A 17,503-nucleotide genomic window follows, 5' to 3' on the forward strand; every position below is an offset into this window, starting at 1 on the left:
CGGAGACTCACCATGAAACAGACCCTGCGCGGCCTGACGGCCGCCCTTGCCCTCGGCGCCGGCCTCGCCCATGCCGATGTCAAGCCGGATGGCGGCGACTACCAGGCCGCACCGCCGGGCACCGACCTGATGGTGCTGTACTACCAGCATCACAGCGCCGACAAACTCTACAGCCGCGGCGACAAGCTCACGGACGACCTCGGCCTCGAACTCGACGCCGGCCTGCTGCGCTATGTGCATTTCACCAAGTGGGGCGACTACATCGTCGATCCGCAGGTCATCCTGCCCTTCGGCCACCAGCGCGTCGGCCTTGCCGACAGCACCACCTCGGGCATCGGCGACCTGATCTTCGGCGGCACGCTGTGGACCACCGCCGACTTCGAGCGCGGCGAACACCTCGGCTGGTCGGTGTTCATCACCGCGCCCACCGGCAGCGACAAGAACGAAGGCTTCGCGCTCAGCCAGAACCGCTGGGCGGCGGACTTCCAGGTCGGCTACGTGCGCAAGCTGGCACCCAAGTGGACGCTGGACGCGATCGGCGAGGTCGAGTTCTACCAGGACGACCGCAAGACCGACGTGCGCCGCGACACCCTGTTCCAGATCCACACCCATCTGCGCTACCACCTGTCGGACGCCACCCACCTCGGCCTGTCCTACCGCCACAACTGGGGCGCCAAGGAAAAGCTGGACGGCGTGACGCTGGCCGGCGCCAAGAACAACGGCAACCTGACGCTGACCTGGGCTTCCTTCCTCGCCCCCACCTGGCAGCTGCAGCTGCAGTACAGCCACGACACCCAGGTGCGCGAAGGCCCGCTCACCCGCGGCATCCAGACCCGTCTGGTCAAGGTGTTCTGATCTGCCGGCCGGGCCGCTGCGCTACGGCGGCCCGGCGCCACGCCCGCAGGTTTGCGCGCCTCATCCCTTTTCACACCCGTCCGTATTCATCAGGAGGAGACCTGCCATGCGTGACTTCAACATGATCATCGACGGCCAGCCCGTCGCCACCGACCACCACCTGAGCGTCGTCGACCCGGCCAGCGGCCAGCCCTTCGCCACCGTGCCGGCCGCCGGCAGCGCTCATGTCGACCGCGCGGTCGCCGCGGCGCGCGCCGCCTTTCCGGCCTGGAGCCGCCGCCCTGAGGCCGAACGCCAGCGCCTGCTCCATGCGCTCGCCGACGCGCTCGAAGCCAACATGCCCGAGCTGATGGAACTGCTCACCCGCGAAACCGGCAAGCCGCTCAGCGGCCTCAACGGCATCGGCGCCGGCATGGAAGTCGGCGGCGCGATCGCCTGGACCCGCGTCACTGCCGGGCTGAAGCTGCCGGTGGAGGTGATCCAGGACAACGACGACGCCCGCGTCGAGGTCCATCGCAAGCCGCTCGGCGTGGTCGGTTCGATCACGCCGTGGAACTGGCCGCTGCTGATCGCCATCTGGCACATCATGCCGGCGCTGCGCGCGGGCAACACGGTGGTGATCAAGCCCTCCGAGCTGACGCCCGTCGCCACCCTGCGTTTCGTCGAACTCGCCAACGCCATCCTGCCGCCGGGCGTGCTCAATATCGTCACCGGCGAGCGCGACATCGGCGCGACCATCGCCGCCCACCCGGACATCAACAAGATCGTGTTCACCGGCTCGACGCCGACCGGCCGCAAGATCATGCAGAGCGCCTCCGGCAACCTGAAGCGGCTCACCCTGGAACTGGGCGGCAACGACGCCGGCATCGTGCTGCCCGACGTCGATCCGAAGGCAGTCGCGCAGCGGCTGTTCGGCGCGGCCTTCCACAACAACGGCCAGACCTGCGCCTGCCTCAAGCGCCTCTACGTGCCCGACAGTCTGTACGAGGAACTGGTGGCCGAGTTGGCGCGCATCGCCCGCGGGACGGTGGTCGGCAACGGCCTGATGTCGGATACCCAGCTCGGCCCGGTGCAGAACCGCGCGCAGCTGAACTACGTGCACGAACTGGTGGAAGACGCCCGCGCCCGCGGCGCCCGCATCCTGTCGGGCGGCCAGCCGCAAGCCGGCGGCGGCTACTTCTATCCGCCCACCGTGATCGCCGATGCCGTCGACGGCATGCGGGTGGTCGACGAGGAGCAGTTCGGCCCGGTGCTGCCGGTGATCCGCTACACCGACCTCGCCGAGGTGGTCGCCCGCGCCAATCTCAACGACAACGGCCTGGGCGGTTCGGTCTGGTCGAACGATGCCGCCCGCGCCGCCGAAGTGGCGCTGCAGCTGGAATGCGGCACCGCCTGGGTGAACGAGCACGGCGCGGTGCAGCCCGACGCGCCCTTCGGCGGCATCAAGCAGTCCGGCATCGGCGTGGAGTTCGGCCGCTACGGCCTCGAGGAATACACCTCCATCCAGACCCTGAAGGTCATGAAGCGCTGAGCGGACCCGCAACGGGCACGCCCGACCGCGTTCGAAGCCTCCTCGCTTGGGCGAGGTTTGCGCTCCCCTCGGGGAGCGCTTTCTCTTGAGCCCCCTTAGGGCACGCTGATCGCGCCGCGGCGGATCTGGTCGCGTTCGAGCGATTCGAACAAGGCCTTGAAATTGCCCTCGCCGAAGCCGTCGTCGCCCTTGCGCTGGATGAACTCGAAGAACACCGGGCCAAGCAGGCATTCCGAGAAGATCTGCAGCAACAGGCGGCGGTTGCCGCCCTCGGTGCTGCCGTCGAGCAGGATGCCGCGCGCCTGCAACGCGGCCGGATCCTCGCCGTGGCCGGGCAGGCGCTCGTCCAGCATCTCGTAGTAGGTGTCGCGCGGCGCGCTCATCAGAGGGATGCCGGCCGCACGCAGCTGGTCCACGCTGGCGAGCAGGTCGTCGGTGAGCAGCGCCACGTGCTGGATGCCCTCGCCGTTGAACTTCATCAGGAATTCCTCGATCTGCCCGCTGCCCTTGGACGACTCCTCGTTCAACGGAATGCGGATCTTGCCGTCGGGCGCGGTCATCGCGCGCGAGGTCAGGCCGGTGTATTCGCCCTTGATGTCGAAGTAGCGGATCTCGCGGAAGTTGAAGATGCGCTCGTAGAACTCGCCCCAGTGCGCCATGCGGCCGCGGTAAACGTTGTGGGTGAGGTGGTCGATCAGCTTGAAGCCGTAGCCGGCCGGGTGGCGATCCACGCCGTCGATGAATTTGAAGTCGATATCGTAGATCGAGCCGCCGTCCTCGAAGCGGTCGATCAGGTAGAGCGGCGCGCCGCCGATGCCGCGGATCGCCGGCAGGCGCAGCTCCATCGGCCCGGTGGGCAGGTCGAGCGGCTGGGCGCCGAGTTCGAGCGCGCGCTGGTAAGCCTTGTGCGAATCGCGCACGCGGAAGGCCATGCCGCAGGCCGACGGGCCGTGCTCGGCGGCGAAGTAGGCCGGAATGCAGCGCGGCTCGCGGTTGACGATGAAGTTGATGTCGCCCTGGCGATACAGGGTGACGTCCTTCGAGCGGTGCTCGGCGACGCGGGTGAAACCCATTTTCTCGAACAGCGGCTCGAGGACGTTGGCGGTGGGCGATGCGAACTCGACGAACTCGAAGCCCATGAGGCCCATGGGATTGTCGAAAAGGTCAGCCATGTGTGTGCTCCTGCGATAGATGATCGTAAGCAGACCCGCCGCTCACGGTGGCGGCAGTCGGTCGGGGACGGGATCTATCGGAGCGGGGGAGGCGCGCAGGGCACGCCGCGGACGCTGCGTGCGAGATGGTCGCCGAGGAAGAGGAGACAGCCGCGCAGGGCCCGCACCGCCGGTGCGGGGGGGCCGCGACGGCCGCCCTGGGGCTTGGGTATGGACATCGGTTGTCTCCGGTTGAAGCGGCGGCGGCTCTGCGGCCCCGTCCAGTTGAACGCCTGCAGTCTAACCGCAAGCGCCCGCTATACGGTCGACGTTTTCGGCGGGCGGGCGTTCCCGGCGGAAACGCCCGCCCGCGCGGGGCTCGGCCGATACGCGTCAGCGCCCTCCTGCAACGTCCCCGCGCGACGCATCCGGCACATGCTGACGACAGCGAAGGCCGGACACCCGGCGCCTTCACGTCAGGGCGAGGGCTCGACCCTCTCCCGGATTACCTGGCAAAACGCCCGGCTGGCCGGGCGTCTTCATACGGGGAACGAGTGTCCGACCTCGGTTGCGCGGAACACTGCACCAAGCAGTGCCGGCCGTTTACTCGACGGTGACGGATTTCGCCAGATTCCGCGGCTTGTCCACGTCCGTCCCCTTCACCAGCGCGGCGTGGTAGGACAGCAGCTGCAGCGGGATCACGTGCAGCACCGGCGACAGCATGCCGTAGTGTTCCGGCAGCTGCAGGATGTGCACGCCCTCGGATTCGGCGATCTCGCTGCCGGCGTCGGCGAACACGTAGAGCTCGCCGCCGCGGGCGCGGACTTCCTGCAGGTTGGACTTGAGCTTTTCCAGCAGCTCGTCGGCCGGGGCGACCGCAATCACCGGCATTTCCTTGTCCACCAGCGCCAGCGGGCCGTGCTTGAGCTCGCCGGCGGCGTAGGCCTCGGCGTGGATGTAGGAGATTTCCTTGAGCTTGAGCGCGCCTTCCATCGCGATCGGCCAATGGCTGCCGCGACCGAGGAAGAGCGCGTGCTGCTTGCCGGCAAAGCGCTGCGCCCACTTGGCGATGTCAGCTTCGAGCTCCAGCACCTTCTGCACCGCCACCGGCAGGTGACGCAGCGCGATCAGGTGACGGTTTTCCTCTGCCTCGGGCAGCCGGCCGTTGAGCTTGGCGAGCGCGAGCGTCAGCAGCGCGAGCGCGGCGAGCTGGGTGGTGAAGGCCTTGGTGGAGGCCACGCCGATTTCGGGGCCGGCGCGGGTGATGAAGCGCAGCGCCGTCTCGCGCACGATGGCGGATTCCGGCACGTTGCAGATCGCCAGCGTGCGCTCCATGCCCAGGCCCTTGGCATGCTTGAGCGCGGCGAGGGTATCGGCGGTTTCGCCGGACTGGGAGATGACCACCACCAGGGTGTCGGGATCGGGCACCGATTCGCGGTAGCGGTACTCGCTGGCGATCTCCACCGTGGTGGGTATCCTCGCCACCGACTCCAGCCAGTAGCGCGCCACCAGGCCAGCGTGATAACTGGTGCCGCAGGCCAGCACCAGCACGCGGCGGGCACCGCCGAGCACGTCGGGCGCGCGGGTGCCGAACATCTGCGGCGTGACCGAACCGCCGCCGGCGATCATCTCCAGCGTGTTGCCCAGCGCCTGCGGCTGCTCGAAGATTTCCTTCTGCATGTAGTGGCGGAACTGGCCGAGCTCGACCGCATCCGCCGACAGGCTGGAAATGTGGATCTCGCGCTCGACCGCACTGCCGTCCGGCCGTACCACGCGGTAGCCGTCCAGCCGCAGCTCGGCGAGGTCGCCGTCTTCCAGGTAGATGATCTTGCGCGTGACCTGCAGCAGCGCGGCGGTATCGGAAGCGGCATAGGTGCCGTTCTCGCCCACGCCGAGCAGCAGCGGCGAACCGCGCCTCGCGACGATGGCGCGGAAGGGGTCGGCCTCGGCGACCACGCCGATGGCGTAGGCGCCGACCAGCTCGTTGGTCGCCAGCCGCACGGCTTCGAACAGGTCGGTGTGACTCGCAAGCTTTTCGTGGATGAGATGGGCGATGGCCTCGGTATCGGTGTCGGACTCGAACACGTAGCCGCCGGCCTGCAGCCTGGACTTGATCGCCTCGAAGTTCTCGATGATGCCGTTATGCACCACCGCCAGCCCGCCGGAGATGTGCGGGTGGGCGTTGCGCTCGCAGGGCACGCCGTGGGTGGCCCAGCGGGTGTGGGCGATACCGATGTTGGCCGACAGCTGGCGGGCGTCGGCAAGCGAGGCGAGTTCGGCGACCCGGCCGGTGGAGCGCAAGCGCACCAGGCCCTTGCCGAGGACCGCGATGCCGGCCGAATCGTAGCCGCGGTATTCCAGTTTGCGCAGCCCCTCGAGCAGCATCGGGACGACGTTGTCGGTTGCAATGGCGGTGACGATGCCACACATGTCGGCGTTTCCTTGGTTGGACGCTGGGGCGCTGGCGGGCTGCTCAGCGCTTTTTCACCGGCCGCTTCCAGCCGGCAATCGAAATCTGCTTGGCGCGCGACACGGTGAGCTGATCGGCCGGCGCGTCCTTGGTCAGCGTGGTGCCGGCACCGAGCGTGGCTCCGCGGCCGACGCGCACCGGCGCCACCAGCTGGGTGTCGGAGCCGATGAAGACGTCGTCCTCGATCACCGTGCGGAACTTGTTGGCGCCATCGTAGTTGCAGGTGATGGTGCCGGCGCCGACGTTGACCCGCTGGCCGACGTCGGCATCGCCCACATAGGCGAGGTGATTGGCCTTGGAGTGATCGGCGATGATGCTGTTCTTGATCTCGACGAAGTTGCCGATGTGCACGTCCTCGCCCAGCTCGGTGCCGGGACGGGTGCGGGCGTAGGGGCCGATCACGCAGGCCGGGCCCATCACGGTCTGTTCGATGTGGGAGAAGGGGGCGATGCGGGTGCCGGAACCGATGCGGGCGTCGCGGATCACGCAGTTGGCGCCGATGCGAACGCCGTCGGCCAGCTCGACGCGGCCTTCGAACACGCAATTGACGTCGATCTCGACGTCGCGGCCGCACACCAGTTCGCCGCGCACGTCGATGCGCGCCGGATCGATCAGGGTCACGCCGTCATCCATCAGGCGCTGGGCGATGTTGCGCTGGTGGATGCGCTCGAGTTCGGCGAGCTGCGGTTTGCTGTTCACGCCCAGGGTTTCGCTGACCGCGTCGGGCTGCACCGTCACCACCTCGACGCCTGCGGCCACGGCCATGCCGATGATGTCGGTGAGGTAGTACTCGCCCTGCGCATTGTCGTTGCCGATGCGGCCCAGCCAGTCGCGCAGGCAGGCGACCGGTGCGACCAGGATGCCGGTATTGACCTCGCGCACCTGGCGCTCGGCGTCGGAGGCGTCCTTCTCTTCGACGATGCGGGTGACGCGGCCGCCGGCGTCGCGCAGGATGCGGCCGTAGCCGGTGGGATGGTCGAGCGTCACGGTGAGCAGTGCCAGGCGCTCGCCGGCCGCTGCCGCCGCCAGGCGCTGCAGCGTCGGCACCCCGATCAGCGGCACGTCGCCGTAGAGCACCAGGGCGACATCGCCGTCGGTGAGGTGGGGCAAGGCCTGCTGCACCGCGTGGCCGGTGCCCAGCTGCGGCTCCTGCCTGGCCCAGGCGAGATCGGCGGCATCCAGGCGCTCGCGCACCACTTCGCCGCCGTGCCCGTACACCACGCAGATGCGCCGCGCAGCGAGCGCGCGGGCGGCGTCGAGCACGTGGGCGAGCATCGGTTTGCCGGCGATGGGCTGCAGCACCTTGGGCAGCACCGAACGCATGCGCTTGCCCTGTCCGGCGGCGAGAATGACGACTTCCATGGGGATTCCGCTTCGATTCAGACCGGCGGGAATTCTAGCACGCGCCCCCTGCCCGCTTCGCTGCACCGCCATATGGCATTGGCGTGCGCGCAACGCATTGATGCACCGCAAAAATGTTTGACGGCGATCTGATGAATTTCATCTATCTGCCGCTAGAATCCCCTGATTGCAACGCAGTTTATCGGGAGTGAACATGGAGCATGCGGCTCAACAGTTGATCCAGAACAGGACTTTCGACGAAATCCAGATCGGCGACTTCGCGCAACTCTTGCGCACCCTGCGTCCGGAGGACATCCACCTGTTCGCGGCGATGTCGGGTGACGTCAATCCCACCCACGTCGATCCGGAGTTCGCCCACTCCAGCCAGTTCCGCGAAGTCGTCGGCCACAGCATGTGGGGCAGCACGTTGATCTCCACCGTGCTGGGCACCGAATTCCCCGGCCCGGGCACCATCTACGTGTCGCAGAGCCTCAACTTCTGGCGGCCGGTGACCATAGGCGACACGCTGACCATCACCGTAACCTGCCGCGAGAAGTACCAGCACAACCATCACATCGTGTTCGACTGCCTGGCGCTGAACCAGGATGGCCTCAAGGTCATCGACGGCACCGCCGAGGTCGCCGCGCCGACCGAAAAGATCAGACGCAACCGGGTGGTGCTGCCGGAAGTCACCATCTCGGACCGCGAACTGCGCTACCGCCACCTGCTGTCGATCACCTCGGGCCTGTCGCCGATCCCGATCGCCGTCGCGCACCCCTGCGACAAGGAATCCCTCGGCGGTCCGGTACAGGCGGCGGAGGCTGGTCTGGTCGCCCCCATCCTGGTGGGGCCCGAAGCCAAGATCCGCGCCCTGGCCGAAGAATACGGCTACGACCTCAAGGGCTGTCGCATCGTCGATGTGCCGCACAGCCACGCATCGGCCGAAACCGCAGTCGCGCTGTGCCGCAACGGCGAGGCCGAAGCGCTGATGAAGGGTTCGCTGCACACCGACGAGCTGATGAGCGAGGTGGTCTCCAAGACCAACGGCCTGCGCACCTCGCGCCGCATCAGCCACGTCTTCCTCGCCGACGTGCCGACCTATCCACACCCGCTGATGATCACCGATGCCGCGATCAACATCGAGCCGACGCTGGAAGACAAGGTGCACATCATCCAGAACGCGATCGACCTGGCGCACATCCTCGGGCTGCCGGAACCCAAGGTCGCCATCCTCGCCGCGGTCGAGACGGTGAATCCCAAGATGCGCTCCACCATCGACGCCGCCGCCCTGTGCAAGATGGCTGACCGCGGCCAGATCAAGGGTGGCCTGCTCGACGGCCCGCTGGCCTTCGACAATGCGGTGTCGCTGGTCGCCGCCAAGACCAAGGGTATCCGCTCCGCGGTCGCAGGCAACGCCGACATCCTGGTGGTGCCCGACCTCGAATCCGGCAACATGGTCGCCAAGCAGCTCGAATACCTCGCCGACGCGCTGATGGCCGGGGTGGTGCTGGGCGCGCGCGTTCCCATCGTGCTCACCAGCCGCGCCGACACCGCCGAAACCCGCGCCGCCTCGTGCGCGATCGCGCAGTTGATGGCGCACAAGAAGCGCGAGGCCAACAAGTGAAGGCGGTCCTCGTCATCAATGCCGGCTCGAGCAGCCTGAAGTTTGCGCTGTTCCCGCTGGAACCGGCGCTGGCCGAGCATCCGGCGCTGTCCGGCCAGGTCGAAGGCATCGGCGCCACCCCCGAGTTCAGCGCCAAGACCGCCGCCGGCGAGCGCTTCAAGGAAGCCGTGCCCAGCACCGCGTCCGACCACCGCGAACAGCATCGCGATGCGCTTACCTTCCTGCTCGACTGGCTCGCCGCCCACAACCCGGCGCTGGAGATCGCTGCCGCCGGCCACCGCATCGTGCACGGCGGCGACAAGTACAGCGAGCCGGTCCGACTCTACGGCCACATCCTGCGTCAGCTGCAGAAGCTGGTGCCACTGGCGCCGCTGCACCAGCCGCACAACCTCAACGCGGTGCAGGCGATCGCCGCGCTCGCGCCCGACATCCCGCAGGTGGGCTGCTTCGACACCGCCTTCCACCGGAGCCAGGCGCCGGTCGCGCAGGCCTTCGCGCTGCCGCGTGCGCTCAGCGCAGAGGGCGTCAAACGCTACGGTTTCCATGGCCTGTCGTACGACTATGTCGCCCGCCAGCTGCCGGCGGTGATCGGCGACAAGGCGCATGGTGCGGTGGTGATCTGCCACCTCGGCAACGGCTCGTCGATGTGTGCGCTACGCGAGGGCAAGAGCGTCGCCTCCACCATGGGCTTCACCGCGCTCGAAGGCCTGGTGATGGGCACCCGCACCGGCAGCCTGGACCCCGGCGTGCTGCTCTACCTGATGGACGAGAAGGGCATGGACGCCAAGGCGCTGACCCATCTGCTCTACAAGGAGTCGGGCCTGCTCGGCGTCTCCGGCATCAGCCAGGACATGCGCACCCTGCTCGCCTCCGATGCGCCGGAGGCCGCCGAAGCGGTGGAGCTCTACTGCTACCGCATCGCGCGCGAACTCGGCTCGCTGGCCGCCGCTGCCGGCGGGCTGGATGCGCTGGTGTTCACCGGCGGTATCGGCGAGCACGCCGCACCGGTGCGCGCAAAGGTGGCGCAGCTTTCGGCCTGGCTGGGAATCAGCATCGACGCGGCCGCCAACGACGGCAACGCCAGCCGTATCGACAGCGCCGACAGCCGGGCGGCGGTGGCGGTGATGCCGACCAACGAGGAAGGCATGATCGCGCGCTACACCGTCGAGGTGCTCGGGTTGTGAGTCCGGCCGCGGCTCAAGCTGCCGCGGCATCCCACAGCAGCTTGAGCCCTGACAGGCCGAGCATTGCGGTGGAAAAGAGGTAGAAGGGCCGCTCGGGAATGCGTCTGAGCAGACGCATTCCCAGCCACACGCCGACCGGCACCAGCGGCAGCAGCAGCGCCGACATCAGCAGGGTGTCGTGGCTGAAGAGCTGCAGGCCGAGGTAGAAGGGCAGCTTGGCGAGATTGATGGTGGCGAAGAAGAACACCGAAGTCGCCACGAAACGCTCGCGCGGCAAACCGCGGCCAAGCAGGTAGATCAGCAGCGGCGGCCCGCCGGCATGCGACAAGCTACTGGTGAAGCCCGAGGTGGCGCCGCAGACGGCGGCCCAGGCGCGCGGCACTGGCGTCACGGTCGGCCCGACAGTCGCTCGGCTGGATTTTCGCAGCAGACGATCGGCGGCGAACACGACCGAGATCAACCCGAGCGCGCCGACCACCATGCGGTCGGACATCACACCGAAGGCCAGCGCGCCCAGCGCGATGCCGGTGAGCGCGGCCGGGACCAGCACCTTGAGTTCCTGCCAGTCGGCCTTGCCCCGCCAGGCGCGGATGCCGACCATGTCCATCGCGATCAGGATGGGCAACACCACCGCCACTGCTTCGCGCGGCGGGATCCACATCGACATGAAGGGCACGGCCAGGCCGCCGAGCGCACCGCCGAGGCCCGACTTGGATATGCCGGTCAACAGGATGGCAATCGCGGTGACGATCCAGCCGCCAGCATCCATCTCCATCGCGCCTCCAAAAAACAAGGGCGACCCGCAGGTCGCCCTCTTCGTACTGACCAGCGCCGCTCAACGCGGCAGGATGCTGGAACCCATCAGGAACTCATCGACCGCACGGGCGCACTGACGGCCCTCGCCGGACGGTCCGGTCGGACCGTCCTCGTCAACTCGCCCCCGCGCGGGCGATTCGCCAATCAACGCGGCAGCAGGCTGGAACCCATCAGGAACTCATCAACCGCACGGGCGCACTGACGGCCCTCGCGAATCGCCCACACGACCAGCGACTGGCCACGGCGGATGTCGCCGGCTGCGAACACCTTGGCGACATTGGTCGCGTAGCTGCCTTCGCCGTCGGTGGTCGCCTTGGCATTGCCGCGGGCATCCTTGTCGACGCCGAAGGCTTCGAGCACGCCGCCGACCGGGTTGGTGAAACCCATGGCCAGGAACACGCGCTCGGCCGGGAAGAGCTTCTCGGTGCCGGCGACTTCGGTCATGCGGCCGTCCTTCCACTCCAGGCTGACGGTACGCACGCCGGTGAGCTTGCCGTTCTTGCCGACGAACTCCTTGGTGCCGATGGCGTACTCGCGCTGGGTCTCGCCTTCGAGGTGCGAGGACGAGGTGCGCAGCTTGATCGGCCAGTACGGCCAGGTCAGCGGCTTGTGCTCCTGCTCGGGCGGCTGCGGCATGACCTCGAACTGGGTCACCGAGGTCGCGCCGTGACGGTAGCTGGTGCCGACACAGTCGGAACCCGTGTCGCCACCGCCGATCACCACCACGTTCTTGCCGGCCGCGGAGATCGGGTTGGGCGCATCGCCTGCGACCTGCTTGTTCTGCGGGATCAGGAATTCGAGCGCGAAATGCACGCCGTCGAGTTCACGCCCCGGCACCGGCAGGTCGCGCGGCACTTCGGAACCGCCGGCCAGCACGACCGCGTCGAACTCCTGCTGCAGCTGCTCGGCGCTGACGACTTCCTTGGCGTCATTGACGATGCCCTTGGGCAGATCCTTGGCGCCGACGACGACGCTGGTGCGGAACACCACGCCTTCGGCCCGCATCTGCTCGACGCGGCGGTCGATCAGACCCTTCTCCATCTTGAAGTCGGGGATGCCGTAGCGCAGCAGCCCGCCGATGCGGTCGTTCTTCTCGAACACGGTGACCTCGTGGCCGGCGCGCGCCAGTTGCTGCGCGGCAGCCAGACCCGCCGGACCGGAGCCGACCACGGCAACCTTCTTGCCGGTCTTGACCGCGGCAGGCTGCGGCAGCACCCAGCCCTGCGCCCAGGCCTTGTCGATGATCGCGTGCTCGATCGACTTGATGCCGACCGCGTCCGAATTGATGTTCAGCGTACACGCGGCCTCACAGGGCGCCGGACAGATGCGCCCGGTGAACTCCGGGAAGTTGTTGGTGGAATGCAGCACCTCGATCGCTTCGCGCCAGTTGCCGCGATAGACCAGGTCGTTCCAGTCCGGAATGATGTTGTTCACCGGACAACCGTTGTTGCAGAACGGGATGCCGCAGTCCATGCAGCGCGCGCCCTGGATGGCCGCCTGCTCGTCGCTCAGCGTGAGGACGAACTCCTTGTAGCTCTTCAGACGCTCCGGAACCGGCTCGTAGGCCTCGGAAAGACGTTGGTATTCCAGAAAACCTGTGGGCTTGCCCATTTTTACGCGGCCTCCAGTTGCTGCTGGCGCTGCTCGGCCATCTCGGCGAGCGCGCGACGGTATTCGTGCGGCATCACCTTGACGAACTTGGTCCGCCAGGTGCTCCAGTTGTCGATGATCTCGCGGGCACGGGCGCTGCCGGTGAAGCGGGCATGGCGCTCGATCAGACCCTTGAGGATGAGCTCGTCGCCCATGGTGAGGTGGTCGATGTCCACCCGGCCGTGCGATTCGAGTTCGTCGCCGGACTCGGAACCCTTGCGGGCTTCGAGTTCTTCCGGCACCGGCTCGAGCGCGACCTGGGCCATGTTGCAGCGGCCACCGAAGCTGCCATCTTCATCCAGCACGTAAGCCACGCCACCCGACATGCCGGCGGCGAAGTTGCGGCCGGTCTGGCCAAGCACGACCACGGTGCCGCCGGTCATGTACTCGCAGCCGTGGTCGCCCACGCCTTCCACCACCGCGGTGGCGCCGGAGTTACGCACCGCGAAGCGCTCGCCGCCGACGCCGGCGAAGTAGACCTCGCCTTCGGTCGCGCCGTAGAGCACGGTGTTGCCGACGATGATGTTGTCGCTGGTGTTGCCGCGGAACTCGCTCTGCGGACGCACGATGATGCGGCCACCGGACAGGCCCTTGCCGACGTAGTCGTTGCCTTCACCGACCAGCTCCAGCGTCACGCCACGCGCCAGGAAGGCGCCGAAGGCCTGGCCAGCGGTACCGGTCAGCTTGACGTGAATGGTGTCGGTAGGCAGGCCGGCGTGGCCGTAGCGGCTCGCCACCTGACCCGACAGCATCGCACCGACGGTGCGGTTGATGTTGCGCACCGGCAGGTCGATGTCGACCTTCTCGCCCTTTTCCAGCGCCGGCATCGCCAGCTCGATGAGCTGGTTGTCGAGCGCCTTCTCCAGGCCGTGGTCCTGGAACTCGGTGTGCAGGCGCGGCACGCTGGCCGGCACGTTCGGGCGGTAGAACACGCGCGAGTAGTCCAGACCCTTGGCCTTCCAGTGCTCGATGCCCTTCTTCATGTCGAGCAGGTCGGCACGGCCAATGAGGTCGTCGAACTTGCGGATACCGAGCTGGGCCATCAGTTCGCGCACTTCTTCGGCGATGAAGAAGAAGAAGTTGACCACGTGTTCCGGCTGGCCGGAGAAGCGCTTGCGCAGTTCCGGATCCTGCGTGGCCACGCCCACCGGGCAGGTGTTGAGGTGGCACTTGCGCATCATGATGCAGCCTTCGACGACCAGCGGTGCGGTGGCGAAGCCGAACTCGTCGGCGCCGAGCAGCGCGCCGACGACGACGTCGCGGCCGGTCTTGATCTGGCCATCGACCTGCAGGCGGATGCGGCTGCGCAGGCGGTTGAGCACCAGGGTCTGCTGGGTTTCGGCAAGGCCGAGCTCCCACGGCGAACCGGCGTGCTTGATCGACGACCACGGCGAAGCGCCGGTGCCGCCGTCATGGCCGGCAACCACGATGTGGTCGGCCTTGGCCTTGGCCACGCCCGCCGCAACCGTGCCGATGCCGATTTCCGACACCAGCTTGACCGAGATGTCGGCCTTGGGGTTGGCGTTCTTCAGGTCGTGGATCAGCTGGGCCAGATCCTCGATCGAGTAGATATCGTGGTGCGGCGGCGGCGAGATCAGGCCGACGCCCGGCACCGAGTGGCGCAGGTAGCCGATGTACTCGGACACCTTGTGTCCCGGCAACTGACCGCCTTCGCCCGGCTTGGCGCCCTGCGCCATCTTGATCTGGATCTGGTCGGCATTGACCAGGTACTCGGTGGTGACGCCGAAGCGGCCCGAGGCGACCTGCTTGATCGAGGAGCGCAGCGAATCGCCGGCGGCGAGCTCGATGTCGCGCTCGACCCGGCTCTCGCCGATGATCTGCGACAGTTTCATCGCCTGGGTGATGGGCTTGAAGCGCATCGGATCTTCACCGCCCTCGCCGGTGTTCGACTTGCCGCCGATGCGGTTCATCGCGATCGCGAGCGTGGTGTGGGCTTCGGTGGAGATCGAGCCGAGCGACATCGCGCCGGTGGCGAAGCGCTTGACGATTTCCTTGGCCGACTCGACTTCGTCGAGCGCCACCGGGGGACCCGCCGGCTTGATCTCGAACAGGCCGCGCAGCGTCATGTGGCGCCTGGACTGGTCGTTGATGATGCGGGCGTATTCCTTGTAGGTGTCGAACTTGCCGGAGCGTGTCGAGTGCTGCAGCTTGGCGATCGCGTCCGGGGTCCACATGTGCTCTTCGCCGCGGATGCGGAAGGCGTACTCGCCGCCGGCATCCAGCATGTTGGCCAGCACCGGATCCGGGCTGAAGGCTTTCTTGTGCAGGCGGATGGTTTCTTCCATCACGTCGAACACGCCGATGCCTTCGACCTGACTGGTGGTGCCGGTGAAGTAGCGGTCGCACAGCGCCTGCTGCAGGCCAACGGCTTCGAAGATCTGCGCGCCGGTGTAGGACATGTAGGTCGAGATGCCCATCTTGGACATGACCTTCATCAGGCCCTTGCCCACACCCTTGACGAAGTGCTTGATGTACTTTTCGCCCGCTTCGCCGCCGCCCGCCATGGTCTGCAGGCTTTCGAGGGCGAGGTAGGGGTGAATGGCCTCGGCACCGTAGCCGGCGAGCACCGCGAAGTGGTGGGTTTCGCGGGCGGAACCGGTTTCCACCACCAGGCCGGCGCGGGTGCGCAGGCCCTTGGTGACCAGGTGCTGGTGGATCGCGGACAGCGCCAGCAGCGCCGGGATGGCGACATTTTCGGCGTCGACCTTGCGGTCGGAGACGATGAGGATGCTGTAGCCACCGAGCACCGCGCTTTCGGCATCCGCGCACAGCGAGGCCAGGCGCGCCTCGACGCCTTCCTTGCCCCAGGCCACCGGATAGCAGATGTCCAGTTCGGCCGAGCGGAACTTGTTCTTGGTGTACTGGGCGATGTTGCGGATCTTCGCCATGTCGCCGAAGTCCAGCACCGGCTGGGTGACTTCGAGGCGGAACGGCGGGTTGATCTCGTTGATCTCGAGCAGGTTGGGCTTGGGACCGATGAAGGACACCAGCGACATCACCAGTTGCTCGCGGATCGGGTCGATCGGCGGGTTGGTGACCTGCGCGAAGAGCTGACGGAAGTAGTTGTAGAGCGGCTTCTCCTTGGACGACAGCACCGCCAGCGGCGAATCGTTGCCCATCGAGCCGGTGCCTTCCTCGCCCGACTTGCCCATCGGCTCGAGGATGAACTTGATGTCTTCCTGGGTGTAGCCGAAGGCCTGCTGACGGTCGAGCATGGGCGCGGCGCATTCGGGCGCGGCGGCATCCGCGGGCGCTTCGAGGCCGTCGAGCTTGATGTTGATGCGGGTCAGCCAGTCGGTATAGGGCTTGACCGCGGCCAGGCTGTCCTTGATTTCCTTGTCGTCGATGATGCGGCCCTGTTCCATGTCGATCAGGAACATCTTGCCGGGCTGCAGACGCCACTTCTTGACGATCTTGCTGTCCGGGATCGGCAGCACGCCGGATTCGGACGCCATCACCACGTAGTCGTCGTCGGTGACCAGATAGCGCGCCGGGCGCAGGCCGTTGCGGTCCAGCGTGGCGCCGATCTGGCGGCCGTCGGTGAACGCGACCGCGGCGGGCCCGTCCCACGGCTCCATCATGGCGGCGTGGTATTCGTAGAAGGCGCGACGCTTCTCGTCCATCTGGGTGTGCGATTCCCAGGCTTCCGGAATCATCATCATCACCGCGTGTGCCATCGAATAGCCGCTCATCACCAGCAGTTCGAGCGCGTTGTCGAAGGCGGCCGAATCGGACTGCCCGGGGTAGATCAGCGGCCAGATCTTCTGCAGGTCTTCACCCAGCAGCGGCGAATGCACGCCCTTTTCGCGCGCGCGCATCCAGTTGTAGTTGCCGCGCACGGTGTTGATTTCGCCGTTGTGGGCGATGTAGCGGAACGGATGCGCCAGGTTCCATTTCGGGAAGGTGTTGGTCGAGAAGCGCTGGTGCACCAGGGCGAGCGCCGACACGGTGCGCGGGTCGACCAGGTCGAGGTAGTACTCGCCGACCTGGGTGGCGAGCAGCAGGCCCTTGTAGTTGACCGTGCGCGCCGACATCGACACGACGTAGAACTCCTGGCCGTGCTTGAGGTTGAGCGCGTTGATGGCGTTGGCGGCACGGCGGCGGGCGACGTAGAGCTTACGTTCGAGCGCCTCGGTGACCATGATGTCGGGACCACGGCCGACGAAGAACTGGCGGATCACCGGTTCCTTGGCCTTGACCGTCGGCGACATCGGCATGTCGGGATTGACCGGCACGTCGCGCCAGCCGAGCACGGCCAGGCCCTCGGCGCGCGCGGCGCGTTCCATTTCCTCTTCACAGGCGATGCGCGAAGCCTGCTCCTTGGGCATGAACACCATGCCCACGCCGTAGTTGCCCGGCGACGGCAGGGTGACACCCTGCTTGGCCATTTCGTCGCGATAGAGCGCGTCGGGAAGCTGGATCAGGATGCCGGCGCCGTCGCCCTGCAAGGGGTCTGCACCGACGGCACCCCGGTGGTCCAGGTTTTTCAGGATCTCGAGGCCCTGCAGGACGATATCGTGATTCTTCTGGCCCTTGATGTGGGCAATGAAGCCCACACCACAGGCATCGTGTTCGTTGGCGGGGTCGTACAAACCCTGCTTCTGGGGGAGATCCATCTCGTTCTTCCTCGAAACAACTCGCGCGCCGGCTAGGTTTCCGGCGCAGGTCGGGCGGCGCAATCGTACGATTGTGCGCCGCTTGCCAAAGCCGCACGCAGGACGTGCGGACACAAAAAAGCCGGGCGCGTAGGCACGCCGGCTCTGCACGATCGGCCCTTGGGCGCTCGATCGCTACGAACACAACAAACGGATGGTCGAATATACCCCCGCGAAACGCACGATTCAAGCAGTTTTTGCGCTG

At 67.1% G+C, this 17,503-nt stretch carries 10 protein-coding genes; 4 read left to right on the forward strand and 6 right to left on the reverse strand.

Features of this window, described 5'->3' with window-relative positions; all coding sequences use genetic code 11:
• Positions 1 to 12: 12 nt before the first annotated feature.
• Both CJ010_RS22320 and CJ010_RS22325 read left to right on the forward strand, forming a co-directional pair.
• The gene (locus tag CJ010_RS22320; protein ID WP_141020094.1) at positions 13 to 855 is read left to right on the forward strand and encodes a transporter; all 843 of its coding nucleotides are present in this window, start codon (positions 13 to 15) and stop codon (positions 853 to 855) included.
• Between the two features lie 106 nt (positions 856 to 961).
• The gene (locus tag CJ010_RS22325; RefSeq protein ID WP_141020095.1) at positions 962 to 2,386 is read left to right on the forward strand and encodes an aldehyde dehydrogenase family protein; all 1,425 of its coding nucleotides are present in this window, start codon (positions 962 to 964) and stop codon (positions 2,384 to 2,386) included.
• A 95-nt stretch (positions 2,387 to 2,481) separates the two neighbouring features.
• Here CJ010_RS22325 and hppD read toward each other — a convergent pair whose 3' ends face one another.
• The 3 genes from hppD to glmU all read right to left on the reverse strand — a co-directional run bounded on the left by hppD (position 2,482) and on the right by glmU (position 7,369).
• The gene (gene hppD / locus CJ010_RS22330) at positions 2,482 to 3,558 is read right to left on the reverse strand and encodes a 4-hydroxyphenylpyruvate dioxygenase (protein WP_141020096.1); all 1,077 of its coding nucleotides are present in this window, start codon (positions 3,556 to 3,558) and stop codon (positions 2,482 to 2,484) included.
• Positions 3,559 to 4,140: 582 nt separating this feature from the next.
• Positions 4,141 to 5,967, reverse strand: a complete 1,827-nt coding sequence (glmS, locus tag CJ010_RS22335) for a glutamine--fructose-6-phosphate transaminase (isomerizing) (RefSeq protein WP_141020097.1) — start codon at positions 5,965 to 5,967, stop codon at positions 4,141 to 4,143.
• Between the two features lie 43 nt (positions 5,968 to 6,010).
• A complete protein-coding gene (glmU, locus tag CJ010_RS22340) occupies positions 6,011 to 7,369 on the reverse strand; it encodes a bifunctional UDP-N-acetylglucosamine diphosphorylase/glucosamine-1-phosphate N-acetyltransferase GlmU (protein ID WP_141020098.1) in 1,359 nt (452 codons plus the stop codon).
• A gap of 193 nt (positions 7,370 to 7,562) precedes the next feature.
• Between glmU and CJ010_RS22345 the strand changes: the two genes are divergently transcribed.
• A complete protein-coding gene (locus CJ010_RS22345) occupies positions 7,563 to 8,972 on the forward strand; it encodes a bifunctional enoyl-CoA hydratase/phosphate acetyltransferase (RefSeq protein ID WP_141020099.1) in 1,410 nt (469 codons plus the stop codon).
• A complete protein-coding gene (locus CJ010_RS22350; RefSeq protein WP_141020100.1) occupies positions 8,969 to 10,156 on the forward strand; it encodes an acetate/propionate family kinase in 1,188 nt (395 codons plus the stop codon). The genes CJ010_RS22345 and CJ010_RS22350 overlap by 4 nt, the downstream gene beginning before the upstream one ends.
• A 13-nt stretch (positions 10,157 to 10,169) precedes the next feature.
• Here the strand turns inward: CJ010_RS22350 and CJ010_RS22355 are convergent, their stop codons facing one another.
• The 3 genes from CJ010_RS22355 to gltB form a co-directional block, all read right to left on the reverse strand.
• Positions 10,170 to 10,931 (reverse strand): sulfite exporter TauE/SafE family protein, encoded by a 762-nt coding sequence (locus CJ010_RS22355; RefSeq protein WP_141020101.1) that lies wholly within the window; start codon positions 10,929 to 10,931, stop codon positions 10,170 to 10,172.
• 185 nt (positions 10,932 to 11,116) lie between these two features.
• Positions 11,117 to 12,583: a glutamate synthase subunit beta gene (locus tag CJ010_RS22360; protein WP_141020102.1), complete on the reverse strand. Its 1,467-nt coding sequence runs from the start codon at positions 12,581 to 12,583 to the stop codon at positions 11,117 to 11,119.
• A gap of 2 nt (positions 12,584 to 12,585) precedes the next feature.
• Entirely contained in the window at positions 12,586 to 17,259 is a 4,674-nt protein-coding gene (gene gltB / locus CJ010_RS22365; protein ID WP_141020103.1) for a glutamate synthase large subunit, read from the reverse strand.
• Positions 17,260 to 17,503: the final 244 nt, after the last annotated feature.

It is taken from the genome of Azoarcus sp. DD4 (genome assembly GCF_006496635.1).
Classification (GTDB): Bacteria; Pseudomonadota; Gammaproteobacteria; order Burkholderiales; family Rhodocyclaceae; genus Azoarcus.